This window comes from Phaeobacter piscinae, assembly GCF_002407245.1.
Classification (GTDB): domain Bacteria; phylum Pseudomonadota; class Alphaproteobacteria; order Rhodobacterales; family Rhodobacteraceae; genus Phaeobacter; species Phaeobacter piscinae.
On record NZ_CP010681.1, the window covers coordinates 2,980,271 to 3,004,468 of the forward strand.

Sequence of the window (24,198 nt, forward strand, 5' to 3'; positions counted from 1 at the left end):
CCGCGAGACGGAAACGAAACGCGGCGGTTCGGGGCCTTAGCTCAGCTGGGAGAGCGCCTGCATGGCATGCAGGAGGTCAGCGGTTCGATCCCGCTAGGCTCCACCAAACTTCCTTAAAAATTCCAGCACAACGTCATCTTCTCCCGAAGAGACCAGTGATTGCTGCGGGCGCCGTTTAGGCACAGCGTGTCCATTGGTGCGGCGTCGGATTGCAGCACCGGTTGCGACCTTACTGCAGAACCCGTCAAACAGCACAGCGCCCACTCCTGTTACCTCGTAGCGCCCGCGCCGCACGTCGCATTCCACCCTACGAGGCTTGCTGCTCGGCTGCGCAGCAGACCGCCTTGCCGATTTACGCTTTGTTATCGCGAAACACCTAAGCTTCTGCTCATGTGTGTCCCCACCATCGACCATGCAGCGCGCACTATGGTCAGCACAACAATTGTATAAATCGGTTAAGGATTGAGACCCGCCATGCCCCTTTCAAATTGGCTCGAAAATCTCCTCACAAATCTGATCGGTGGCAGGGGCAAGGATAAACTTGGCGGCACCACGGGTGATGACACCATGGATGCCGGCGAGGGGGACGACACTGTCGCCGGTGAAGAAGGCAACGACCTGATTGACGGCGGCGACGGCGACGACATCATCTATGGCGACATGGGGGACGGGTTTGACCAAGGGATGCAGGCCTCTCCGCTGACCCTTGATATCAACAATATGCACAGCGTATCCCATGATGGTGGCACAGGTTCGGCCGGCAACTACGCTGTGTTTAGCAATGTCGCCACGCTTGAGGACGGCACCAGCATCTCCGGCAAATTGGTTCTGGTCGAAAAATCCAACGCCAATATGTCGGTGGAATTTGGGTATACTAGCGGCGCAGAAATCCTGCTGGATGGGGATCAGCCTGGCGATCAGGCCAAGTTCCGACTTGAATTTTTTGATCCGGCCACCGGTGAGACGGTCTACCTCAACTCCACCGCGACCTTCAATGATATCGACGACAACAGCTACTACGGCGACGCCGAAGCCGTCATCATCGATGGCAGCAGCTTTACCTCCTTTGGCGTCTCGGCAGACTCTTCTCTGACCACCGACATCAATGGAGATGTAGTCAAAGCCACCGGATCAGAGCTGAATGATTACACCGATCAGGACTCTTGGTTCTCCGCCTCGTTTGAGGACCGCTCTTCAATTGAATTCACCCTGCAAACCCGTGCGGGCTTGGCTGGGTTCACCCTATCTGGCGACATTCTGGAGGATCCGGTCACCACCATCATCGACCAGGGGGCAGATACGGTCATGGCTGGCGTCGGTGATGATATTGTCCATGGTCAGGGGGGCGATGATTCCCTGCTGGGCGAGGAAGGTGATGACCTGCTGGACGGCGGTGAAGGCGACGATGTCATGGAGGGAGGCACAGGGGCCGACACCCTGCTTGGCGGCGCCGGTGGCGATACGCTCTCTGGCGGCGATGGGGACGATTACATCGAGGGCGGTGAGGGCGACGACAGACTGTCAACCGGCATCGGCAACGATACGCTCCTTGGCGGAGAGGGCAACGACACGCTGAACAACTCGGCAGGTGATGACAGTTTGGTCGGCGGCACCGGCGATGACAGCATTGTCGCCACAGATGGCAATGACACGCTGGAAGGCGGCGATGGCGCCGACACCATGTACGGCGGTAATGACAACGACCTTTTGGTTGGGGGTGCCGACAACGATCTGATGTATGGCGAGACGGGCGACGACAGCCTGGATGGCGGCACCGGCGACGATGTGATGGATGGCGGCACCGGAAACGATACGCTGATGGGGGGCCTCGGCGCCGATACCATCGCGGGCGGGGATGGTGACGACTATATCGACGGCGGCGACGGCGACGACAGTCTGACAACCGGCCTTGGCAACGACACGTTGATTGGTGGCGCAGGCAATGACACGCTACGCAATTCGGCAGGCGATGACAGCCTGGTCGGCGGCACCGGTGATGACAGCATCGTCGCTACAGACGGCAATGACACACTGGAAGGCGGCGATGGTGCCGACACCATGTACGGCGGCAATGACAATGACCTTTTGGTCGGCGGCGCCGGCGATGACAAGATGTATGGCGAGGCGGATGCCGATACCTTCCAGATGTCGGATGGCTTTGGCAATGACACCATCTCTGGCGGTGAGGCCGGGAATGATTCCGACCACATCGACCTGTCGAATGTCACCAGCAGTGTTACCGTCACCTATTCCGGATATGAAGCCGGCCAGATTACCGATGGCGCCGACACCATCTCCTTCAGCGAGATTGAACAGCTGACCCTGACCGACCAGGCGGATATTGTTGATGCTTCGACTGACAACGCCGGGGTGGATATCGATGCAGGCGCTGGCGACGACACCATCACTTTTGGTGAAGGTGATGATTCCATCACCGGTGGAGCTGGCGACGATGAGCTGATCCTGACGGAGGGCGGTGGCGTCGATACCGTCAGCGACTTCGACCTGAACGATGACGATGGCAACGGGTTTTACAATGACCAACTCGACGTCTCAGACCTGGCGGGTGGCAGCGGAACCAACGGAGCCGTGCGCACCGGTGATGTCGCCGTGGCAGACGATGGGTTCGGCAATGCGCTCCTGACCTTCCCCGGCGGGGAGCAACTGGTGCTTCAGGGGGTCACACCTGCGCAAATGAGCAGTCACAACCAGCTCTACGCGGCGGGCATTCCCTGCTTTACGCCTGACGTGCTATTGGCCACGCGCCGGGGCGCTGTCCCTGCGGGTCAGATCCGGGTCGGGGATTTGCTGCAAACCGCAGACAATGGGTTTCAGCCGGTGATCTGGGTTGGCAGGCGCCACCTCAGCGCGGCCGATCTTATGCACCGCCCACAATTGCGCCCCTACTGCCTGCGTCCGGGCGGCCTGCTGTCACCGGACCGACCGATGCTGCTGTCCCCGCAACACCGCCTGATCGTCAATGACGGCTGCCTGATGCCGGAACAACCACGTGACGAAAGCTTTGTTTCCGCGAAACTTCTTGCGGAAATGGATGGCGGTTTTGCAGCACAGGTGACGCAGCAGACACCTGTCACCTATGTCCACCTGATGACGGAGCAGCATGAAGTCATCTTTGCTGAAGGCATCGCGACCGAAACCTTCTGGCCCGGCCCGGAGGCGATCCGCGGCCTGTCCGTAGATGACCTGCGCGAGTTGCTGACACTATTCCCGGAGCTGGCAACCGTGCATGGGTTGTCAGGCGAGCCCGGCCGCCGTCAGGTCCGCAAAACCTACGGCGATCTCGCCCGCCGCTCCCTCAGACGTCGCGACATCGCCAATCGCCACGCCGCGTAAATCCCTGCCGCGCAAGCCTCATGGCCCTCTGTTGGTCCTACGCTCCCGGAGCAGTTCAAGCGGCCTAGGTGCATAAGGCCAAGGGGAACGTCGTGACCTTGGCAGATCTGGAACGCTGCCCTCAGGCGCCCAGGGCGTTCCACCAACGCGACAACGCTGCCGCAGTCTTGCAGACCCTGTCCCTGTAGCATCACCGCCCCGGAGAAACACGAAAGACCAATTGGTCTTTCGTGACCGATTGAGGACGCGCCAGATCGATATCCTCTGCAGGCTATCGCCAGCGACAGAGGCCGATGACCACGCCGCCGCACACCCTGGCGGATAATCGGGTTAGATCTCGAGCCTGCTCAGGTAGGCCAAGGCCCGCGCGTCGGTCTGGCCCAACCAGAATGCGTCGCCATCGGCTTGCGTGCGCCAGCGTTGGAACATCGCAACTTCCTGCCCCTCACCCCGGAAGACATCAACACGCAGACATCCTGTTGCGCGCCGCAACGCCGTCGCCAGAGAAGCCGCCGCAGCCTCCGATATACCCGTTTCGACTCGCAAAACGTGCTGAGTACCGGGTGCCGGCGTGTCAGGCACACCCCAAGCCGCTGCGCGCCACGCCAGCAGACAGACGGGCATTGCAGCAACCACACTGCGCCGGGAAAGGCGCAACAACCCGGCCATCACACCACCAGCCTGTCGTAGTAGGTAACCTTAGGTGGCCCCTCCATGAACCCGAGCAGCGCCGCCATAACTCCGCGTTCTTCAATGAAGGCGAGATAGGCCTGATGGTGCTCACGGCTCAGCCATTCTTCGTGGATGAGGAACGCCATTGTTTGCGCATCATAATAAAGCGTAACACTCAACGCCCCGTCGAAGCCGCGCACATTTGGCAGGCTTACCTCCAGAAACGCTGACAATGCGTCAAACGCTCCGTCCTTTACGCGCATTTCAAGCGTGACCCAAATCGTCATGAATAGTCTCCTTCTTTGTGACAGGGGCAGTGTCACCGCAACCTGCATCTAGAGATAGAAAACCAGCCTCAAAAATCGGGTTTATAGGTCAGTTACACACGCCAGATTAGGCCAGTTGCAAACGGTGCTGCTTCGGCGTCCGATCGAAATGGGCCTTATAGGCTTTGATGAAATGTGAGGTGTCGGAGTACCCTGCTGCTAGCGCGATGTCGGCAATGGTATCTTTGCCGTCGATCACCCGGACCCGAGCATGGTCCAGCCGCGCGCGCCGCAGCCAGACACTCGGCGCCTCGCCAAAGGCACGCTTGAAGTCACGCTGAAAGGTCGAAACTGACCGCCCCGAAAGCGTCGCGTAATCCGCAACCGAAAGATCCGCGAGCGCATGTGCCCGCATGACCTGCTTGATATTGCGACGGGCGCGCTGGGAGTTCTCATGGACAAGAAATCGCCATAGCTGCCCCTGGTGGTCATGCAGATCCAGCAGCAACAGCAGCTCCAACAGTTTCGATTTCACAAGTGCGGGAGAGGCTTGCAGGCCGCCATATACCCGGGGAAGCGCACTGACATATTCGTGCAGCGATGGCGACCCCGCAAACAGGGCAGTCCGGCTGCGCGGTGCCGTTGTGACTCCATGTGAGGTCGCAGCCAGAAACTCCGCGATCACAGCATCGCTAAAAAAGAACAAGACCGCCTCAAGCGGCCCCGTTTCACTTGAGAACTCAGACACCATGTGATGATGCCGCGGCACCAGCAGCGTGTCCCCCGTTACCACAGTTGTCTCGTCGCCATCCGCGTCGACAAAAGTTTCGCGCCCTCGAAGCACATATGCAAGACAGGGCGCGTTGGAAAGAAACTCCGTCCCAAAGGCATCTTGATACAGCAGCTTATGAAAGATCCCGGCACGACCACTGGTCATGATCACCTCCGCCCCGGCAAAATCGTGAAGCCCCTCGGGGATCAGCAGGATCCTGTCCTCAGCGGCAGCGCAATTTTTTATCCGGTGTCCACGGATCATCGCTTGTATCCCCCAGTTTTTTTTAAAAAACTTACAAGAGCCTGTGTATGCCCTCAATGGATCCCCCGGCGGCAAATCAGCGCGAATATCTACCCCACACATACCACCTGCCGAGATTAACTGGCGCATTGCATCTGACAAACGCGCCATGACCGTTCTGAAACCGTCCCCGCTGCCGCTCAATACCGGGAAGGTCTTAAGGGGAATATCGAATGTCAGAGGAACCCGACCCGATGCGGGTCTTTGCAGCCATTGAGGCCCCGCCGCTCTGACCTAGACGTGAGCACATGAGAATTCTCGCCATTTCTGGGAGCCCGCGCTGGTTCGATAAATACTGCGATGCTAAATGCAGGTGCCGAGATCACTGCTGCCAGCCACGAGATAGGCGTTTTTCTGGCTTAGCCGATTTACCCGTGTTCTCGTCGGATGCCGAACATGGCACGGTGCCTCCCGCCGCTCAGAGGTTTACAGACTAGGTGCGGCAAAGCGATGCGCTCATTATCTCAAGCCCTGAATATGCCCTGCGATCCCCGGTGGCCTGAAGAATGCCATTGATTGGATGGTGTCGAGAGGTGAGACTATCGGCAAGCCAATAGCACTGATGCATGCATCCCGTCGTGGTGACGACATGTTGGCGCAGTTGCGACTGGTCCTGCCCACAATAAGTGATCAATTCAGAGCAGACCCGGCCTTACGGTTTACCTTTTCAAATCTCTCGCTGTAAGAGATTGCAAAAAGACCTCCGTGGTCGGATGAAACGTTCGCGACTAGAAGGTTTCTGAAAGTACTTTCTGACAGTTGCGCATAAGATGACGCGATTCAGCCGCCGCATCTCAAATTTCAGAACGGTCGAAATGGTGGCAGGCGAACCGTCCCTTAGCCCCTTTGGCAAGCGGGGTATCGACACGCAAAATGCCTGTGATGCCCAGAAAGCGCGCGCTGACTTCCGCCTCCCACCTAATAGACCAGACCCTCTTCCTGGCTGCGCTTGCGGGGCCGCAGTGCCCACCGAACGGCAATCCCAAACCCCGCCTTATTCACCGCGTCGCAGATCAACAGGAACAGCTTTCCTCAGCCTATTACCTTCAAACCAGCAGCGATCATGTGGAAAGAGAAAGAACGGGGCAGTGATGGCTACCTTCGCCATACCGCAAATCAGCGCGTCTTCTTATAAGGGAGTGTGGAACGTCACGAAACTTTGACTCTATCGGCAGCCAAAACCTCAATAAATGAGTGAATTGCACCGTGCAATTCTGACCCAAACGTCAAGCATATCTGACCCAGCCAGCGAAGCAGCCGTTTGCAAAGGCCGCGGTGAGTGGCAGAAAAGAGCCCAAGGCTGCCATTGCCATTTCTCGCTGCGTGCGCTCGCAGCACCAAAATCGCCGAGATTGCATCATCTTCAGCGCCGCCATGCGGCGTGAAGCGCGGCCATTCGCTCGGGATGCAGCGAGGTTGTCAGCGGCAATCTACAGGTTGCGGACGGAGTTGTCATTCGCAGGCGCCTTGCGAAGTTCCGGTGTGCGTTGTTCTACGTTCATCTGTTTAATGCAGCTCAAAATGGGGAAGCGGTGCAGCCGACCCGCCTCATTGTCGGGAATGTTGCGCAACTTCAAGCAGGTGATCAAGGATGGCGACTTGCGCCTGCATCCGGTGATCGCCAAGCTGGTGGATGCGGAGGCGCTGGAGAAGATGGGCGCGTTGCAACAAGGCGCGGCCGTTTCTGAAGACACACCACATCAGCACTAAGGAGGTATATCATGGTTTATGCGATGGCGGGCGGCAACACAGACTATGATCCGACCCTGGACGTCGAGCCTGGAAATTTTTTTGAAGGCATGGATGGCAAGTTGAGGGCTGCGGAAGTCGCCGATTTGACGCCGGACGGGGGGGTGCGCATTGGCAAGTCCTCTTGGCACAAGGGGCGCTCTGTTAAAGTTGACGAGAATTTTCCGACGAAATTGAAGCGCTCAGGCCCAGGCATCAAGCGCGCGAAGTTGCTGGACGTCAACCGCCAGACCGGCAGTCTTGATTTGGTCAACCAGACCTTCAAGGATATTGTTGAAGAGTTTGAACCTGGAATGCACCAGTTTTTCCCGATGGAATATTATGACAGCAAAGGGAAAGTGAAAATTGGCGACGGCTATTGGATGGTGATTTGCCAGCGATTAGATACGTTGCATGACACCCTGTGTGTTCCGCCAAGGAATGATCGCGGGTTCATTGATAAGTTTAATGAAGACTACAAAGACAGGGATAAGAGCCTGGATCGTATTGCTTTCGACAAGGAAAAAGTGTCTGGCCATCATATGTGGCATGATAAATTTTTATCCATGTCATATTTGTTTTCGGATACGTTGGCTGAACGCCTGATCGGAGCCGGGTTGACAGGTTTGTCCTATAGGAACTTGAAGAAGCCTAACGCTTATTCGGGCGCTGTTACAAAAAGGAATTGCGCTGCACGTCAAGCTTGTTTCAAGCTGACAGTCAACAAAACCGCCATTCATGCAGAGCGCAGCATCCGGTAAATTGGGCTCTGCTAGAGCCTTCGCCGCGCAGACAGCCAGGGACTGGACTGGGCTAAGCCGACCTTGGGCAGTTCAGGAAACGGGGATTTCCAGACAGCAGAGCACGGCCATCCACGGTGCCACAACCGCTGAAGAATATTGTCTCGAAATCTCGTCCAACAATCTACGTTCAGTACCTGGGCAATTCGATGAGAAGTCAGATGATTGAAAACACAGAGAAAGCTCCGTTCGCATTTATTGTGAGCTGAACCGGATGATTGCAGGCTGGTTGCAAATAATGTGGGTTCATTCGCAAATAATTCGGGTTTGGCCCCTTCGATAGATGCAAATAATTCGGGCTGAAAATCGCGATGATTGCAGGTCGAGCAGATTATGTTTGCAGGTCACCACAAATAGAACCCGCACTTGACGATCCCGCAAACAGAGAACCGCTCACTTCATTTACTCGGGATGAATTCTGAAACGTTGTCGATACTCACCAGGGCTGAGGCCAGAAATGGACTTGAAAAGACGGTTAAATGCAGAAACATCTTGGTACCCAACCTGCCAGCAAATCTCGCTAACCGTCAGAGCTGTGAGTTCGAGTAGCCCCCTGGCCTTTTCAACACGAAGCTCCTGCACATATCGGTTTACGGAAAGGTTCGTGCTGTGCAAAAACTTCCGGTGCAGTGATCGTTCAGAAAGACCTGCTCTATGGGCCAGACCCCCAACTGAAAGATCGGCCTCCACGTTACCTTCCATCCAGATTTGCAGTGTTCGGATGGTTTGATCCTTATGCGCCATGTGGGGGCGGAAAGAACGATAGTTGCGCTGTTCCCGACCCGCCGGATCAATCAACATCTGGCGGCAGGTGCGCGAAACGACAACCGCGCCAAGCCAGTGGCCAATCAGATGAATCCCTAAATCCACCCATGCCATCACGCCACCGACAGTCACGATGTCATTGTCATCGACGAGTATATGCTCGGGACTCAAGCGAACTTTGGGGAACTGAGACCTGAACTCCGCCTCAAGCGCCCAATGTGTTGTAGCGGGACGCCCTTCTAGAATGCCCGCATGTCCCAACCAGAAGCTTCCTGCGCAGGCAGAGCAAATGATTGTACCCTCGCCATGCTGATGTGCAATCCAACGGTGCAGCGCCTGATCATCTCCACCTCTCTTCCCTGTCAGGTTCGGTGGCAGAATGATAGCGTCTACATCCCGTCGATGTTCGAATTCGGGTGGTGTCAAGATCTGGTGGGCAATCTGCGGACCATTGTCTTCGTCAACAAGACTATTGCCAACATCGAACATCTCTCGAAGCCCGTGCAGAGCGGATTGCTGAGCCCCTGAGTAAGCGACAATTGCGACTTTTGGCGTATTTGGCACATGATCTGTCATTTCCGCCAATCGTATCCACATGGCACCACGTTGTACACACGCATATGAACTCAAACCAATGTTGAAATGAGAACACTATGACCAAATCCGCTCTCCTCCTGATTGATATACAGAACGACTATTTCCCCAGCTTTGACGGCAGCAAGATGCCTTTGCCAAACATGGACGCCGCTGTGGAAAACGCTGCCGACCTGCTCGCAACAGCGCGCGATGCCGGTTTGAAAGTGATCCATGTAAGACATCTGATGGCATCAGATGCGGCCCCATTTTTCCATCCCGAATCCGAGGGAGCGGAAATTCACCACCGCGTTTCGCCAAAGGCCGGTGAAGGTATTGTCGAAAAAAGCAGGCCAAACAGTTTTGTCGGCACCAATTTAGAGCCGCTATTGCGCAAAGCCCAGATTGGTCACCTCGTCATTTGTGGCGCCATGAGCCAGATGTGCATCGATGCAACTGTCCGTGGGGGCGTTGATCTGGGCTTTAAAGTTACGGTCGCTCAAGATGCCTGCGCTGCCGCCAATGTTTTGCACGACGATGTCAGCGTACCCGCCGCGATGGTTCATGCGGCAATCATGGCACCGTTGGCTGCCAGTTACGCTGACGTTCGGCCAACTTCTGAAATCAAACCGACAATACCAAGCTGACATTCAATCTCGGCGCAGCATCCGGTAAAACGGGCTCAGTGCCGCCGAATGCCAACGCAGCAAGCACCTCGATAGGGACAGGACGGAACCGGCCATCAGCGAAAAGGGCTAAACCCTTGAACTTCAGTGGTCTCTTTCGCGGGGCGGTCGTTCGTGTTTAATGAGCCGACCTCCGGGCCGGAAGCGGCGAAATAGGGTGAAGAGCCCATATTGAGCAATGCTGCGCTCCGCATAAATGGCAGCGTCCTAACCGCAACGATCGTCACTGTCCGAAGTTAGCCCCTCAGCCCATTCCTTAGACCATGAGCCGAGCGGCTTGAGGAAGGTGAATAGCTCCGAACCTTTGTCAGTAAGCTGGTAGCCATGGTCGCTTCGCGCCACGATATCGCTGGCCACCAGTTCTTTGAGGCGTCGGTTCAAAATAGTCGGGGACATTTTCTCGCAAGCCGTTTGGATTTGACGAAATGTGAGCGGCCTTTCTGAAAGTTGCCACACAATTCCGAGCGCCCAACTCCGGCCAAGCAGATCAAACAGCGCCATGATTGGCTTGCCCGATTTGGAACCTCTGACCGGCTGACCCGGAACGGGTATCCCATCTGTCATAGAAACCTCCTGTTGCTACATTTTGTGTAGCGATATATTGATACCGATAGTGTAGCGAATCTATGGAATACTGTCATGCTTATTCTTCCTGTTCTTGCAGCGGTTGGGGCGTCTTCTGGATGGGCAACAGGCATCGTTCTGGCGCAGTGGCCAGCACGTCAGTTAGGTGCATTCGAATTCACCCGAATTCAACTGTTTGCATGTTCTGCGATCCTAGCTGCCCTTGTCAGCCTGCTCGGATACTGGACGACCATCGAATGGGCCTATTGGCCTGCATTTATCGCAAGCACGGTTATCGGCATTGTTCTGGGAAATCTCGCCATGATCGAATGTTTGCGACGTGGGGGGCCAAGGCGCACCGAGCTTATCTTGTCGCTTAAAGCGCCTCTGGTTGGTGTCATGGCATATGTGTGGCTTAATGAAACGCCGGGTTTGAATAACATCATAGGAGCCGCCATAGCTCTTTTTGGCGTGGGGCTTGCTGTGTTTTTCGGCAGCGACGAACGCTCAGAAAGCGACAGGACGACTGGCAGTCTTGCAATCATCATAGTACTGGGCATCACCGCTACTGCGTTTCAAGGTTTTGGGTTTCTTGTTGTCAAACCCGCGATGCAGGCCGGAACCGATCCGCTGGCAGTATCGGCACTGCGCTTGCTGGGAGCGGCATTTCTGATTTCCGTTGTGGCTCTTTGGCCTGCGAAATCCTTCCAGCCGAAGGCTTTTGTCACGCCCTATCTTCTTGGCAGAACCATTCTACCGGGTTTTATCGGATATGGCGTTTCGTCGACTCTCCTGCTTTATGCCTTCTCATCGCTTGATGCGGGGATCGCCGCCGTTTTGGGCTCTCTTTCGCCCGTCCTGATACTTCCTATCCTTTGGCTTAAAGAGGGCTTGATCCCTCGCTTCCAAGCTATTGCCGGAGCTTTTCTGGCAGTCGCAGGCACTTCAATGATTCTTTTGCTGTGACCGAAAGCAGCCATTGGCGCAACCGCAGCGAAATAGCGCTTTGTTGCGCGTCTGTTGTGTCCGACCTGGCTGCAGCGAAAATACGGTCTCGGTTCACCTTTGATGAAGACCTTTGGCCGGAGTACAAGGAACCAGTTTCTGCTCTGAAGGTAGCGGCTCTTCTCGGAATCAATGTTGAGCAAGAGCTATGCCTGCGGGAGTTGCCTTTTGCTTGGCCGGGGTTGGGCGAGCACACCTCCAGTACCGTTGAGTACACTGAAATGATGCTCAAAGCTTACGCCAGCCAGCGAGCAGATAAATCTACTGAATAGCCAAGATAGACAGAAGGTTGTTGAGAATGCTCCGCAGCCTTCGCCTCATGAAAGCCAATTGCAGAATTGGTCAACTTCGGTTCTTGGGAAGCTGCGGCTTACGCGTCCGCACCTTGAGTGAGCAGACCCGCAGTCACGAAAAATGCGGCCAGACCCAACCACCTCTGTCTAATCGGATTCCGGTATTAGCGATCACCGACTGCCACACAGCTAATCAACGAAAATGAAGGGTCTATCGCCAGTGGAACGACTATGGGTGCCAAATGGCAAAACTATGTGTCGTCCCACAAGGGAGGTAGTGGCGGACCGAGGAGGATTCGAACCCCCGACCCCTTGATTCGTAGTCAAGTACTCTATCCAGCTGAGCTATCGGTCCACTGCGGCGGGGTTTATGCGCAGCGGCGCGCGGGTGCAAGCCTAAAATGTCAGCTTGGCGCAGGTTTTCGTAATTTTGCGCATCCGGTATGGGTTACCGCCGACCAACCCTCAAAGCGTCCCGTCCCCCTTGGGCAGGCAGATGTCAAACACCGTGCCCTCCGGACCGGTTTCGCGTAGAACCACCATGCCACCATGACCGCGCGCCAGCTCATCGGCGATGGCAAGGCCCAGGCCGGTGCCGCCTTTGCGGATGCCACCCTGAAACGGGGTAAAGAGGTTTTCTCGTGCCTTTGGCGGTAGACCGGGGCCGGTATCCGCAACCGAGATCCACCAGCTTTCGGTGTCTTCGCGGGCAGAGAGGGTGATCTGCCCCTCCTGCCCCGTGGCCTCGATCGCCTGACGCGCGTTGCGCACCAGGTTCATCACGATCCGAAACAGCTGCTCGGGATCGGCCCGCAGGCTCAGATCCACAGGCACCTCATTCAGGAAACGGACCCGCCCCTCAGCGCCCCCGGCCAGGCTCTCGCTTTCCAGAATATCCTCCACCTGCCCATGCAGGGCGACGCGGCCAAAGGTCGGCGCCGGTTCCTCCGCCCGGCCAAACGCCAGCGTCCCCTCGCAAAGCGACACCGCGCGGGTGATCGAATTCACCAGCTTGGGCGCAAGGCGGCGCACCAGCGGATCTTCACTCATCTCGATACGGTCGGTGAACAGCTGCGCCGAGGTCAGGATATTGCGCAGATCATGGCTCACCTTGGCCACCGCACCGCCCAGCTGCGCCAGCCGCTCACGCTGCTTCAGCGCCTGTGTCAGCTCGGTCTGCAACTGCATCAGCGCCTCTTCCGCCTCACGCAATTCGCGGACCCCGGCGGTGGGATGAATGATGCCGCGGGCGTCCTCCGGTGCGGCGGCATAGCGCTGCATATAGCCGATGACACCCTTGATCGGTTTCACCATGAACCGGCGCACCGCCGCAAACAACAGCACTGCGGTAAAGATGGAGATCACCGCAGACAACAGCAGAATGCGCACGCCATAGTCGATCATCGCAGCCCGCAGCCCGTCGGTCTCAATCGTGATCTCGATCAGCAGCCCGGCGTCACGCACCGGCGCGCCGATTACCCGGATGATCTGATTTTCCGGCGTCACCAGCCGCTGCATCGCATGGCCAATCAGCGCAAACGGGCTGCTCATCCGCAAATCATAGGTGCCCGAAATCGGGGCCGGGATCGGTGAGGACAGCACCAGCTGGCGCACCTCATCCCGTCGCAGCACCACGTTAAAGACGCCTGCGTTTTCCAGCAGCTCAGCCTCCAGCTCGGTCTCCAGCATGTCATCGGCCAGCAGCGCCAGCGAGGCAATCTGCGCCCGCTCCAGCCGGTCTGCCAGATAATCGAGCCGAAACCGGGAGATGGAGGGCACAAAGATCAGGATCTCGGCCAACATCACGAAGACCGTGGTCAGGATCAGGAATCTGCCTGAAAGCGTGTTGAGCATTCAGCCCCTTCCGGCGTTACGGGAGCCAGCGCTGCACAAATTGCACCACTCGTTTCACCATTGGACTATCAAAAAGCCGTGGCGAGAAATAGGCCCCTGCGACGCGTTTATTCACCTCCGATATGGTGGGATAGGGCGCCACCATGCCAGCAACCTGGCTCATCTTCAGGTTATTGGCGATGGCCATGGACCACAGCGCCACCAGCTCCCCCGCCTGATACCCCACGACGGAGGCCCCGACGGGGCGCCCCTTGACCACCATCACCTTGATCAGCCCCTTGCTTTTGCGTTCAGCCAGGGCGCGGTCGTTGTGGTGATAATCAAACCGCGCCACCTCCAGCCGGTCGCCATGTGTCTCGCGTGCTTGCGCCTCCGTTAGGCCGACCTGCGCCAGTTCCGGCGCGGTATAAGTCGCCCAGGGGATATGATTGGTTTTGGCCTTGGACGGCAGGCCAAACAGGATCGAGCGGATGATCACACCGGCGTGATACCCCGCCACATGGGTGAACTGCATCCCGCCTGCCACATCGCCAATGGCATAAACCCGGCGATTGCTGCTGCGCAGGCTGTCATCAACCACCACTCCCGCGCGATTGGTCTCAATCCCAGCGGCTTCCAGATTCAGCTTGTCGATATTGGCCTTCCGCCCGACCGCCATCAAAAGATGGCTGCCGTCGAACTGACGCCCATCCTTGGTGCGCACGCGAATGCCCCCGGCTTCCGTAGAGGTGATCGTTTCGGCCTGCGCGCCCTCGGCGGTCTCGACACCTTCGCCGCGCAGCTGGTCCAATACGATGGCTGCCAGCTCCGGGTCATCCTTGCCCAGCGCCCGGTCGCCCTCGATCACGGTCACCTTGCTGCCCAGCCGGATATGGGCCTGCGCCATTTCCATACCGATAGGACCGCCGCCGATGATCAGCAGATGCTCTGGCCGCTCGCGCAGCTCAAACAGCGTTTCATTGGTATAATAGGGCACATCCGCCAGCCCATCGATGGGCGGCACGAGCGGAGAGGACCCCGTAGCGATCACAATCCGGCGGGCTGTGATCCGGTGCTCACCCGCCACGACCACGCGATCATCGACAAACCGCCCGTAGTCGCGAAGGACCCGCACACCAAAGCCTTCGAAGCGCTCCTGACTGTCCACGGGCGCGATGGTGGCGATCACGTCCTGCACATGATCCTTCGCGGCAGCATAATCCACCACCGGCGCCTGATCCGCGACACCATAGGCGCTGGCATGGGCCTGACCATAAGCAACCTTGGCACTGGCCAGCAGCGATTTGGACGGCACACAGCCGTAGTTCAGGCAATCGCCGCCCATCTTATGACCTTCCAGCAGCACCACGTCGGCGCCCATCTGGCTCGCCCCTGCCGCGACGGACAATCCGCCAGACCCGGCCCCGATCACCAGAAGATCGCAAGTTATCTCATGCATGGTCACTGGTCCTTTCCGGGGGTTGCAGGGCGGCGTTTCTTCAGCAGGATGGGCAGGGCCGCGAACACACACAGACCAAGGATCGGCCCGATCACAAACGGCTCCCACAGGATCGACAGATCCGGCGTCTCGCCCCGGTCAAACACCGCGCCAAGGCCCACACCAATCCAGGTGAAGACCACAGCACCGGGAATGATGCCCACTGCCGTCGTCCACAGAAAATTGATCAGCTTGACCCCGACCAGCGCGGGCAGGAGATTGGCCACAAAGAACGGCACCGCCGGCACCAAACGCAACAGCAGCAGCACCTCGATCTCATTTTCCCGCAGCGCCTGCTTCAGGATTCGCACCCGCCCCTCTGCCGTTTCCAACCGGTGGGTCAGCATCGCCCCAAGCCCCCAACGTGCCGCCAGAAAGATGCCAACAGCCCCGACCGTGGCCGCCAGCACATTGAACACCGTGCCCGCAACCAACCCGAACAGGAAGCCACCCGTGACAGAGGCCACAGCCGCACCGGGCAGCGAGAAAACGACAATCACCACATAGGCCAGCACAAACAGACCAACGAGACCCAGATAATTGTCATCACGAAACGCCAACAGCGCCACCCGGTTGTCGCGCAGCGTCTCAAACGTCAGATAGTCGCCCAAGGTCATCGCGCCGATCACCGCAACCACCAGCACCAGCACCAGCGGCAGAAACCGGGTCAGCGCTGGTTTTTTCTCGCCCCTCCCCCCCGATTCGTCTGCGGGGGTCTGGGTCTGTGAATTATCTCCGATATCTGGCTGGTCGGACTGATCGGGCATCTTATGTAAATCCTGCTGTCTGGGGCCATGGCTGACCGGTCGTTCATCGTCCCGCAGCTGCGGTTATTCGGATTGGTCGACATAGGCCCTATGGGCTTTGTCTCTGGCTATCCGGTAAATAGGCCCTGCACGAGACCATGCGCCACCTCTTCACGTCCGCTTGATCATCCCCTGCGAAAAAGTGAGCCAAACACCAATCTGCCCCCTGTCTGTTACAATTCTCTTCTGTTAGAGAGCCTCCAGCGTCCGGTTTTCATGGAAATGTTGCATTTCGTGCAGAAAACAACAGCGTTGGGGTTTGACTCGCAGGTCATTCCCTTCTAGAGACCGGGCTTCGAGATAGACCCCCGGGTGGCCGATTCCGCGCCGTCCCGATGTAAACAGTTGGAGACCGGAGCGATGAAACGCACCTATCAGCCTTCGAACCTGGTTCGCAAACGCCGCCACGGCTTCCGTGCGCGCATGGCCACCAAGGCAGGCCGCAAGATCCTGAACGCACGCCGCGCACGCGGTCGTAAGTCGCTGAGCGCGTAATCGCGCCCAGCACTGTTCAGACGGACATGACACCGCCGGAGACCCCCAAGGATGGCTCAGCTGCCCAAGGGACCAGGTCTCCGGCGGTGTCCGTTTCTGCGTCTGAAACACCCGCACGCAGCCTCCCCCAGCCGCAACCCGTTGTGATCGCCAAGCGCCGTGATTTTCTCGCGGCGGCGCGGGCACGGCGTCAGGGCACCAAGGGGATGATGGTTCAGGGCCGCAAACGCCACGCTGATGATCCCGTCGGCGATGGCATTCGCATGGGCTTTACCTGCTCCAAAAAGGTCGGCAATGCGGTAGCCCGCAACCGCGCCAAACGCCGCTTGCGCGAGGTGGCGCGGATGATTCTGCCAATCCACGGCCGCACTGGCTGGGATTATGTGCTGATTGGCCGTGCCGGTGGGACCGCTGACCGCCCGTTCGACGATCTGAAAAACGATCTGATCTACGCGTTGAAGAAAATTCACGGCAAGTAGTCCCATCAGGCCGCGCCTGCTGGTGCGCCCTCCCCCGGCAGCCGCGACACCCCCGCAGATTGCTATGGGGCTCGATCGCGCCTATCTATGCGCCATGACCCTGCTCGCCCATCTCTTCGCTCTGCCTGTGCGCGCCTACCGGCTGCTGTTCAGCCCATGGGTCGGCTTCAACTGCCGCTACCAGCCCACTTGCTCAGCCTATGCGCTGGAGGCACTGGAGAAACACGGCGCCATCAGGGGCGCCTGGCTCACCGCGCGCAGAATCGGGCGCTGCCACCCCCTCGGCGGGGATGGCTACGATCCGGTGCCCGGCTGTGACCCCGACCATGACCGGGCCAAACAGGACCCGGCTGCTGGCCCCAGATAACCCGTTCAGAGCTTCTCAAAGAAAATCGTGACTTCGCCCAGCGTGACGCCATAGCGGCTCATATATGCTTTGTTCAGCAACCTGCCGTCCTCCAGAAGCCACATCCAGTCATCAAATGTCACCCGCATGGTGTCGGCCCCGGGCACCGGCAGATCAATTGTGTAGCCCCAGTTGAAGGTGTCCCCGCGCTCTTCACCCTTGGCGATGCCCTGAACCCCATCGGCGCTGCCCTCCCAGGTGTTCTCCCCGGTCTTGGTCAGCGACCAGATCCGCTGCTCGGTACTGCCATCGGCGTAGCGGAAATTCTCCGCCAGCGTCAGTACACGGCCGTCCCACTCACCGGTGATATCCACCTTGAACCGGCGCCGCACAGTGCCGAACCGATCCGCGAACTGCCCATAAGCTACCGTCTTACCTTCAAAATACTCCTCCAGATTGAAGGTCTTATCACTTAGCTTTTCATCCGTCAGACTGGGCCGCCCGCAAGACGCCAATGCCGCTACAGCTGCTGCCCCCGCGCCAAGAGCCGCCCAGCGCCCAAACCGAAACCGCCGTGGTGTTTCCGTCACAAATGCCATGTCGCACACCTCATCTTTGTCTTGTGTCTCTCGCTGTTGGCTACGCAGCGGCCCCGGTTTTGGATGACTCTGCCACCCGGCCTGCCCTCCGATCCTGGCATTGCGACGCGCCTGCGGAGCCATTTCTTCTTGGCAAAACGCCGATCCTCGGCTAGGGCGCGCCCATGCTTGATGATGATCTGGACGATATCCACCCGCTGTTCGCCGGCGCCCCCTCGACGACGGAGTTCAAGAAGCTCCGCAAACGGATCGTGCGCTACGCGCGCGAGGCGATCGACCAATACGGCATGGTGGAACGGCGCGAGGACGGCAGCACGCCGAAATGGTTGGTCTGCCTCTCCGGTGGCAAGGACAGCTATACCCTGCTTGCGGTTCTCTATGAACTGAAGTGGCGCGGGCTTTTGCCGGTGGATCTGCTCGCCTGCAATCTGGATCAGGGTCAGCCCGGATTTCCAGCCACCGTGCTGCCCGAGTTTCTGGAGAAGATGGGGGTCCCGCACCGCATCGAATATCAGGACACCTACAGCATCGTGATGGATAAGGTCCCGCAGGGGCGCACATTTTGCGCCCTCTGCTCGCGTCTGCGGCGCGGCAACCTGTACCGGATCGCCCGTGAGGAAGGCTGCTCTGCCGTGGTTCTTGGCCATCACCGCGACGATATTCTTGAGACCTTCTTTATGAACCTCTTCCACGGCGGCCGTCTGGCAACCATGCCGCCAAAGCTGGTCAATGAGGAAGGGGATCTGTTCGTGTTCCGCCCCCTCGCGCATGTTGCCGAAGCGGATTGCGAGAAATTCGCCAAAGCATTGAATTACCCGATCATTCCCTGCGATCTCTGCGGCAGTCAGGACGGATTGCAGCGCCAGCAGGTCAAACAGATTCTCGATCAGTGGGAATCAAACAGCCCGGGACGCCGTCAAGTGATGTTCCGCGCCCTGATGAATGCCCGCCCGTCGCATCTTCTGGACCCCAAACTGTTCGATTTTTCTGCGCTTATGCTGAAAAATCCCGATTTGAGGGCAGATTCCGATGAGATTCCCGATTTGCGTTAACTTGCCGGTCAGACCGCGACCTTAGTCTACAGCAGGCGCCATATGCCGTAGGTGAAAGGTCTACAGATGACAAAAACGCTGTCGCAGACGCTGACACAGGTCAGGAAACGGATTGCCCCGGTGCTGCTCGGGCCGCCGCTGCTTGCGTTTTTGCCGGCCCTTACACTGGCAACCTTCTGGCTGGGCGGCGAGGCGGCATTGCTGGCCGTGGCCCTCGGTCTGCCGCTGATCTTTGCCGCTTCAGGCGGATTTGCCTATTTCCGTCGCCCGACCATGCCCCGCGACAGCCTTACCGGGATGATGCTGCGCGAGGGATTCGATGAAATCGTCTCCGAGATCTATGATAGCGCCGCCGATACTGGCCTGCGGTCTGCGGTCTTCATCGTCGAACTTGATGAATTCAAGGAGCTGGCACAGCGCCACGGACAGGAAACCGCCGATCAGCTGGTCAACCGCTGTGGTGACCGCATTATGTCTATCTTGCGCCCGCAGGATTACGTCGCCCGCATAGGTGATTCGCGTTTCGCCATCTGCCTCACGCCGGTTTTGCAGATGGATCTCGAACTGGCGATCCAGATGGCCGGGCGCCTACAATCCTCCATTGAAGAGCCGATCGCAGTGGATGGCGCGTCGCTTTACATCTCCTGTTCGGTCGGCTTCTGCCTTCATAGCCGCAGCCCCAGACCAACCGGCAACGACTGGATGGGCGCGGCCTGCACCGCCTTGCTGGATGCTCAGAACAACGGCCCCTCCGGCATTCGCGCCTTCTCTCCCGAGATGGATCAGCGCAGCAAGGCCCGCGGCGATATGTTGGATGAGGTGACTGAGGCGCTGGAAAATGGCCAGATCCAGGCTTGGTTCCAGCCACAGATCTGCACCGACACCGGCCGTGTCTCCGGGTTCGAGGCCTTGGCCCGCTGGGCCCATCCGGTGCGCGGCATGATCGCGCCGATGTCCTTCCTCCCGACCTTGGAAAGCGCCGGCCTGATGGAGCGTCTGAGCGAAATCATGCTCTACAACGCACTGACCGCGCTGAAGGCCTGGGATGCGGCTGGCCTCAACGTACCCTCTGTCGGCGTGAACTTCGCCACGGATGAGTTGCGCAACGCCAATCTGGTCGAGCGGATCAGCTGGGAGCTGGAGCGGTTTGGCCTCACGCCGGATCGGCTCAGCATAGAGATCCTCGAAACCGTGATGACGGATCGTCCGGATGATATGATCGTGCGCAATATCGCCGCCCTTGGCGAATTGGGCTGCGGTATTGATCTGGATGATTTTGGCACCGGCCATGCCTCCATTGCGGCGGTTCAGCGGTTCCGCGTCTCGCGGATCAAGATTGACCGCTCTTTCGTGATGAAGGCGGACCGCGATCCCGAACAGCAAAAACTGATCGCTGCTATCCTGACCATGGCCGAACGGCTGGATCTGGCCACCCTCGCCGAGGGGGTGGAGACCGTCGGTGAACACGCGCTCCTGTCGCAGCTGGGTTGTGATCATGTGCAGGGCTTTGGCATTGGCCGCCCCATGCCGTTTGACCAAACACTCGACTGGATCGCCGCGCATGAGGCCAAGTTGCAAGAGGCGCCCACGATAGGGCGTCAGGGCAACTAATCCATACAGTCATTGCGCAAGGCATCCAGCCCCGAGCACACAGCGCCCCCCCCTGACCATGACCAATCTGACCGGTCGCAGGTTGGCTACCTCAGCGGGCCGCCCGTCTTGCCTGCCAATCCCGTCGCCGGACCCTGCGCCTCTAGCCTTCCGTTCCAGCCAACGCCCCGCCTTCCAGAGCCTGCCTATTCTGAGGTTGGGCTTGATGCGGATCTGATGTGACCCTGCGTGGTGACCTCAGCCCGACCCGCTCCCCTGCCGCCCGCCCTTCCACTCGTCGTGAGGCGGCAATTCGACCTTTTACAGCGGTGATACAAGGAAATACCCCGTCATCCGCGTCGCGAGGCCGCCATGGGGGCGATTCCGCTTGACCTTTGGGGGGCATCTCTGTTGAACCACACCCTGTCATTCCATACACGAGGTGGCGGTCCCCAATGGACGATCAGAACAAAAACCTTCTTCTCGCAACCGCGCTTAGCTTCCTGGTGATTCTGGGGTGGTATGTCTTTTTCCCACCGCCGGAACCGCAGCCGGACGCTGTTGTGGCCGAGACTGCGCCTGCGGGCGACGTCGTGACCGCGCCAGCCGCCGCCAGCCCCGCAGCTGGCAGCGAAGGCGCCGCTGTCACCGCTGAGGCAGACGCGGTCGCCGATGCGCCGCGTCTCACCATCGACACGCCCCGCGTCTCCGGCACCATCTCCCTGCTGGGCGGGCGTCTTGACGACCTGTCCCTCAAGGACTACCGCGTCTCGCTGGAAGAGGATGCCGCCATCGTCAAGATGCTGTCCCCCGCCGGTGATCCGAACGCCTATTACGCGCTCTATGGCTGGGCGCCGGGTGCTGGTCTTGGCCCTGATGATGTGCCCGGTGCCAACACCCTGTGGCAGGCCGAAGGTGACGCAACCCTGACGCCGGACAGCCCGGTCACCCTGACCTGGGACAATGGCAAGGGGCTGACCTTCAACCGCACCATCGCGGTTGATCAGGATTATCTCTTCACCATCACGCAATCGGTCACCAACGCCTCCGGCAACACCGTCGCGCTGGCGCCTTACGGCACGCTGGCCCGCCATGGCGAGCCGCAGGATCTGAAGAACTTCTTCATCCTGCATGAGGGCGTGATTGGCATGGCGGACGGCACCCTCGCCGAAATCGACTATGACGACATGACCGATTTCGAGGTGGACGCCCGCAGCGGTGCCCGCGCCGAGGTGACCCAGGTTGAAACCAATGGCTGGATCGGTTTCACCGACCACTACTGGATGTCGACCCTCGTGCCAGAGCCGGGTCAGGCCTTTCGTTCCATCGCCAAATTCGACGAGCGTCGCGAGATCTATCAGACCGATATCGTGCTGCCGACCGTCACAGTGGCGGATGGCGACACCTCTGAAGCCACCACCATGCTGTTTGCCGGCGCCAAGGAATGGGCCACCATTCGCGGCTACCAGAAAGACGGCATCGAGGGCTTCCTCGACAGCATCGACTGGGGTTGGTTCTTCTTCCTGACCAAACCGATCTTTGCGGTCCTGCACTGGCTGAACGCGCTGATCGGCAACATGGGCTGGGCGATCATCGGCCTGACCGTGCTGATCAAGCTTCTGGTCTTCCCGTTGGCGTATAAATCTTATGCCTCCATGGCGAAGATGAAAGAGCTGCAGCCGCGGATGGAGGAAATCAAGGAGAAAGCGGGCGACGACCGTCAGAAGCTCCAGCAGGAGATGATGGCGCTCTACAAGAAGGAAAAGGTCAACCCGGCCGCCGGCTGTCTGCCGATCCTGATCCAGATCCCGATCTTCTTCTCGCTCTACAAGGTGATTTTCGTTACGCTGGAGTTGCGCCACGCGCCGTTCTTTGGTCCGTTCCAGGATCTGAGCGCGCCAGATCCGACCTCGATCATGAACCTCTTCGGCCTGCTGCCCTTTGCCGCCCCGGTCGAAGGCACGCTGATGGCGACGATCTTCATCGGGATTCTGCCGATCCTTCTGGGTATCTCCATGTGGTTGCAGCAGAAACTGAACCCGGCGCCGACCGATCCGACTCAGCAGATGATCTTTGCCTGGATGCCTTGGGTCTTCATGTTCATGCTGGGCGGGTTTGCCTCGGGTCTGGTGGTTTACTGGATTGCGAACAACACCATCACCTTTACCCAGCAGTATTTGATTATGCGCAGCCACGGCTACAAACCCGATGTGTTCGGCAATATCAAATCTGGCTTCAAAAAGACGCCGAAGGCTGAAAAGAAATGAGCGAAGGCATAACTCATATCTGGCGGCATCCGATCAAATCACATGGTCGGGAGCCGCTGGAGAGCGCCTCTTTGGTCGCCGGGCAGTGTCTGCCCGGCGATCGCGTTTGGGCGGTTGCCCATGAGGCCTCCAAGGCTGACGGCAGCGCCTGGGTGCCCTGCGCCAACTTCAGCCGTGTGGCCAAGGCCCCACAGCTGATGGCGATTGAGGCGGTTTACGACGCGGCTAAGGGCGCGGTGACACTGACCCACCCGACGCAGGATGCGCTGACCTTCAATCCTGATAGCGCGGCTGACCTGCCCCGGTTCCTTGACTGGGTACGCCCCCTGATGCCCGAAGATCGCGCCGCCTCCGCCCGTATTCTGCGGGTGCCGGGACGGGGCATGACCGACAGCGATTTCCCGTCGATCAGCCTGTGCAACTGGGCCTCTCACCGCGCGGTGGAGACCGCCATCGGCAATCCGCTGTCCCCGCAGCGCTGGCGCGGCAACATCTGGTTCGACACAGACACCGCCTGGGAGGAAAACGACTGGATCGGCCGCAATGTCCAGATTGGCGAGGCGGTGCTGACCGTCCGCGAGCGCACCGTGCGCTGCCTTGCAACCACAACCAACCCCGAGACCGGCGTCCGCGACGCCGATACGCTGAAGACCCTGCGCGAGAGCTGGGGTCATCAGGACTTTGCTGTCTATGCAGAGGTCATCCAAGACGGCGCGATCCGCGTCGGCGATACTGTAAAGGTGCTCTGATGCAGATGCCGTTCCCCCTGGCCGAGACGCCAGATGAAATCATGACCGAGAAGGGTCGCAAGCTGTTTGCCGGACAATCGGAATTTGTCAAAGGCGTGGTTGCGATGTCAGGCCTGCCGCCTGCCGACCGCATCGAGGTCTGCTTTGCCGGCCGCTCCAATGTGGGCAAATCCAGCCTGATCAACGCCCTCACCGGCACCAAAGGTCTGGCCCGTGCCTCCAACACGCCGGGGCGCACACAGGAAATCAACTATTTCACCCAAGGGCCAGAGCTCTATCTGGTCGACCTGCCCGGCTATGGCTATGCCAATGCGCCCCTGCCCGTGGTGGAGAAATGGCAGCGCCTGCTGAAACAATATCTCTCCGGCCGTCAGACCCTGCGTCGCGCCTTTGTGCTGATCGACAGCCGTCATGGGATCAAGAAGGTCGATGACGAGATCATGACCCGGTTGGACAGCTCTGCCGTAACCTTCCAATGCGTGATGACCAAGGCGGATAAGGTCAAGGACAAGGACCGCGCCGCGGTGATGGAACAGGTGCGCAGCGCCCTGTCCAAACACCCTGCCGCCTATCCCGAGATTGTCCTGACCTCCTCAGAGAAGGGCGACGGTATCGCCACCCTGCGGTCCATCATCGCCGGGCTGGAATGACGCCAGCTCCCTTTCAGTGACATGTCAAACGCCCCCGTGATCCGCTGATCCGG

The 24,198-nt window shown here is 58.8% G+C and carries 24 protein-coding genes and 2 tRNA genes; 16 read left to right on the plus strand and 10 right to left on the minus strand.

Annotated elements, in window-relative coordinates; genetic code table 11:
- The first annotated feature begins 30 nt into the window (after positions 1-30).
- Together phaeop14_RS14030 and phaeop14_RS14035 are read left to right on the plus strand one after the other, a co-directional pair.
- Positions 31-106, plus strand: a tRNA-Ala gene (locus tag phaeop14_RS14030).
- Between the two features lie 368 nt (positions 107-474).
- The gene (locus tag phaeop14_RS14035) at positions 475-3,354 is read left to right on the plus strand and encodes a Hint domain-containing protein (RefSeq protein ID WP_096789910.1); all 2,880 of its coding nucleotides are present in this window, start codon (positions 475-477) and stop codon (positions 3,352-3,354) included.
- A 330-nt stretch (positions 3,355-3,684) separates the two neighbouring features.
- On the opposite strand, the gene phaeop14_RS20090 is transcribed toward phaeop14_RS14035, so the two are convergent.
- From phaeop14_RS20090 to phaeop14_RS14050, 3 genes are all read right to left on the minus strand, one after another.
- Positions 3,685-4,023: an antibiotic biosynthesis monooxygenase gene (locus tag phaeop14_RS20090; RefSeq protein ID WP_096789911.1), complete on the minus strand. Its 339-nt coding sequence runs from the start codon at positions 4,021-4,023 to the stop codon at positions 3,685-3,687.
- Positions 4,023-4,313, minus strand: a complete 291-nt coding sequence (locus tag phaeop14_RS14045; protein ID WP_096789912.1) for a putative quinol monooxygenase — start codon at positions 4,311-4,313, stop codon at positions 4,023-4,025. The genes phaeop14_RS20090 and phaeop14_RS14045 overlap by 1 nt, the downstream gene beginning before the upstream one ends.
- A gap of 106 nt (positions 4,314-4,419) precedes the next feature.
- Positions 4,420-5,328: a helix-turn-helix transcriptional regulator gene (locus phaeop14_RS14050; RefSeq protein ID WP_052465679.1), complete on the minus strand. Its 909-nt coding sequence runs from the start codon at positions 5,326-5,328 to the stop codon at positions 4,420-4,422.
- A gap of 559 nt (positions 5,329-5,887) precedes the next feature.
- Here phaeop14_RS14050 and phaeop14_RS20095 point away from each other — a divergent pair.
- The 3 genes from phaeop14_RS20095 (at position 5,888) to phaeop14_RS14060 (ending at position 7,856) form a co-directional block, all read left to right on the plus strand.
- Entirely contained in the window at positions 5,888-6,052 is a 165-nt protein-coding gene (locus phaeop14_RS20095) for a hypothetical protein (protein WP_199537628.1), read from the plus strand.
- Positions 6,053-6,888: 836 nt separating this feature from the next.
- On the plus strand, positions 6,889-7,077 hold the full coding sequence (locus tag phaeop14_RS19650) for a hypothetical protein (RefSeq protein WP_123580062.1): 189 nt from the start codon (positions 6,889-6,891) through the stop codon (positions 7,075-7,077).
- An 11-nt stretch (positions 7,078-7,088) separates the two neighbouring features.
- Positions 7,089-7,856 (plus strand): imm11 family protein, encoded by a 768-nt coding sequence (locus phaeop14_RS14060; RefSeq protein WP_193438252.1) that lies wholly within the window; start codon positions 7,089-7,091, stop codon positions 7,854-7,856.
- A 441-nt stretch (positions 7,857-8,297) separates the two neighbouring features.
- Here phaeop14_RS14060 and phaeop14_RS14065 read toward each other — a convergent pair whose 3' ends face one another.
- Complete coding sequence (locus tag phaeop14_RS14065) at positions 8,298-9,236, minus strand: GlxA family transcriptional regulator (RefSeq protein WP_096789913.1); 939 nt, start codon at positions 9,234-9,236, stop codon at positions 8,298-8,300.
- A gap of 77 nt (positions 9,237-9,313) precedes the next feature.
- Here phaeop14_RS14065 and phaeop14_RS14070 point away from each other — a divergent pair, with 77 nt between their 5' ends.
- Positions 9,314-9,880 carry a cysteine hydrolase family protein gene (locus phaeop14_RS14070; protein ID WP_040174734.1) on the plus strand — a complete coding sequence of 189 codons (567 nt, stop codon included), beginning with the start codon at positions 9,314-9,316 and terminating at the stop codon, positions 9,878-9,880.
- Between the two features lie 246 nt (positions 9,881-10,126).
- On the opposite strand, the gene phaeop14_RS14075 is transcribed toward phaeop14_RS14070, so the two are convergent.
- Entirely contained in the window at positions 10,127-10,483 is a 357-nt protein-coding gene (locus phaeop14_RS14075) for a winged helix-turn-helix transcriptional regulator (RefSeq protein WP_040174736.1), read from the minus strand.
- Positions 10,484-10,558: 75 nt separating this feature from the next.
- Here phaeop14_RS14075 and phaeop14_RS14080 point away from each other — a divergent pair, with 75 nt between their 5' ends.
- Both phaeop14_RS14080 and phaeop14_RS14085 read left to right on the plus strand, forming a co-directional pair.
- Positions 10,559-11,449, plus strand: a complete 891-nt coding sequence (locus tag phaeop14_RS14080) for a DMT family transporter (protein ID WP_096789914.1) — start codon at positions 10,559-10,561, stop codon at positions 11,447-11,449.
- Positions 11,446-11,760: a hypothetical protein gene (locus tag phaeop14_RS14085; RefSeq protein ID WP_145957410.1), complete on the plus strand. Its 315-nt coding sequence runs from the start codon at positions 11,446-11,448 to the stop codon at positions 11,758-11,760. Before phaeop14_RS14080 ends, phaeop14_RS14085 begins: the two co-directional genes overlap by 4 nt.
- Positions 11,761-12,059: 299 nt before the next feature.
- On the opposite strand, the gene phaeop14_RS14090 is transcribed toward phaeop14_RS14085, so the two are convergent.
- The 4 genes from phaeop14_RS14090 to phaeop14_RS14105 all read right to left on the minus strand — a co-directional run bounded on the left by phaeop14_RS14090 (position 12,060) and on the right by phaeop14_RS14105 (position 15,879).
- Positions 12,060-12,136, minus strand: a tRNA-Arg gene (locus tag phaeop14_RS14090).
- A gap of 110 nt (positions 12,137-12,246) precedes the next feature.
- A complete protein-coding gene (locus phaeop14_RS14095) occupies positions 12,247-13,635 on the minus strand; it encodes a sensor histidine kinase (protein ID WP_040174739.1) in 1,389 nt (462 codons plus the stop codon).
- Positions 13,636-13,651: 16 nt separating this feature from the next.
- The gene (locus phaeop14_RS14100) at positions 13,652-15,073 is read right to left on the minus strand and encodes a dihydrolipoyl dehydrogenase family protein (protein ID WP_096789916.1); all 1,422 of its coding nucleotides are present in this window, start codon (positions 15,071-15,073) and stop codon (positions 13,652-13,654) included.
- A gap of 2 nt (positions 15,074-15,075) precedes the next feature.
- Positions 15,076-15,879 (minus strand): TVP38/TMEM64 family protein, encoded by an 804-nt coding sequence (locus phaeop14_RS14105; protein WP_096789917.1) that lies wholly within the window; start codon positions 15,877-15,879, stop codon positions 15,076-15,078.
- Between the two features lie 399 nt (positions 15,880-16,278).
- Here phaeop14_RS14105 and rpmH point away from each other — a divergent pair, with 399 nt between their 5' ends.
- The 3 genes from rpmH (at position 16,279) to yidD (ending at position 17,259) form a co-directional block, all read left to right on the plus strand.
- Positions 16,279-16,413, plus strand: a complete 135-nt coding sequence (rpmH, locus tag phaeop14_RS14110; RefSeq protein WP_005980833.1) for a 50S ribosomal protein L34 — start codon at positions 16,279-16,281, stop codon at positions 16,411-16,413.
- Between the two features lie 26 nt (positions 16,414-16,439).
- Positions 16,440-16,892, plus strand: a complete 453-nt coding sequence (gene rnpA / locus phaeop14_RS14115; RefSeq protein WP_040174748.1) for a ribonuclease P protein component — start codon at positions 16,440-16,442, stop codon at positions 16,890-16,892.
- A 94-nt stretch (positions 16,893-16,986) separates the two neighbouring features.
- Positions 16,987-17,259, plus strand: a complete 273-nt coding sequence (yidD, locus tag phaeop14_RS14120; RefSeq protein ID WP_040174873.1) for a membrane protein insertion efficiency factor YidD — start codon at positions 16,987-16,989, stop codon at positions 17,257-17,259.
- Positions 17,260-17,264: 5 nt separating this feature from the next.
- On the opposite strand, the gene phaeop14_RS14125 is transcribed toward yidD, so the two are convergent.
- Complete coding sequence (locus phaeop14_RS14125; RefSeq protein WP_096789918.1) at positions 17,265-17,837, minus strand: DUF3833 domain-containing protein; 573 nt, start codon at positions 17,835-17,837, stop codon at positions 17,265-17,267.
- A 164-nt stretch (positions 17,838-18,001) separates the two neighbouring features.
- Here phaeop14_RS14125 and ttcA point away from each other — a divergent pair, with 164 nt between their 5' ends.
- The 5 genes from ttcA to yihA all read left to right on the plus strand — a co-directional run bounded on the left by ttcA (position 18,002) and on the right by yihA (position 24,145).
- Complete coding sequence (gene ttcA, locus phaeop14_RS14130; protein WP_040180826.1) at positions 18,002-18,889, plus strand: tRNA 2-thiocytidine(32) synthetase TtcA; 888 nt, start codon at positions 18,002-18,004, stop codon at positions 18,887-18,889.
- Between the two features lie 66 nt (positions 18,890-18,955).
- Entirely contained in the window at positions 18,956-20,500 is a 1,545-nt protein-coding gene (locus phaeop14_RS14135; RefSeq protein WP_040174755.1) for a putative bifunctional diguanylate cyclase/phosphodiesterase, read from the plus strand.
- A 434-nt stretch (positions 20,501-20,934) separates the two neighbouring features.
- On the plus strand, positions 20,935-22,746 hold the full coding sequence (gene yidC / locus phaeop14_RS14140) for a membrane protein insertase YidC (protein ID WP_096789919.1): 1,812 nt from the start codon (positions 20,935-20,937) through the stop codon (positions 22,744-22,746).
- The gene (locus tag phaeop14_RS14145; RefSeq protein WP_096789920.1) at positions 22,743-23,495 is read left to right on the plus strand and encodes an MOSC domain-containing protein; all 753 of its coding nucleotides are present in this window, start codon (positions 22,743-22,745) and stop codon (positions 23,493-23,495) included. Before yidC ends, phaeop14_RS14145 begins: the two co-directional genes overlap by 4 nt.
- Positions 23,495-24,145, plus strand: coding sequence for a ribosome biogenesis GTP-binding protein YihA/YsxC (gene yihA, locus phaeop14_RS14150; RefSeq protein WP_040174763.1), 651 nt, complete (start codon positions 23,495-23,497; stop codon positions 24,143-24,145). Before phaeop14_RS14145 ends, yihA begins: the two co-directional genes overlap by 1 nt.
- Positions 24,146-24,198 lie beyond the last annotated feature (53 nt).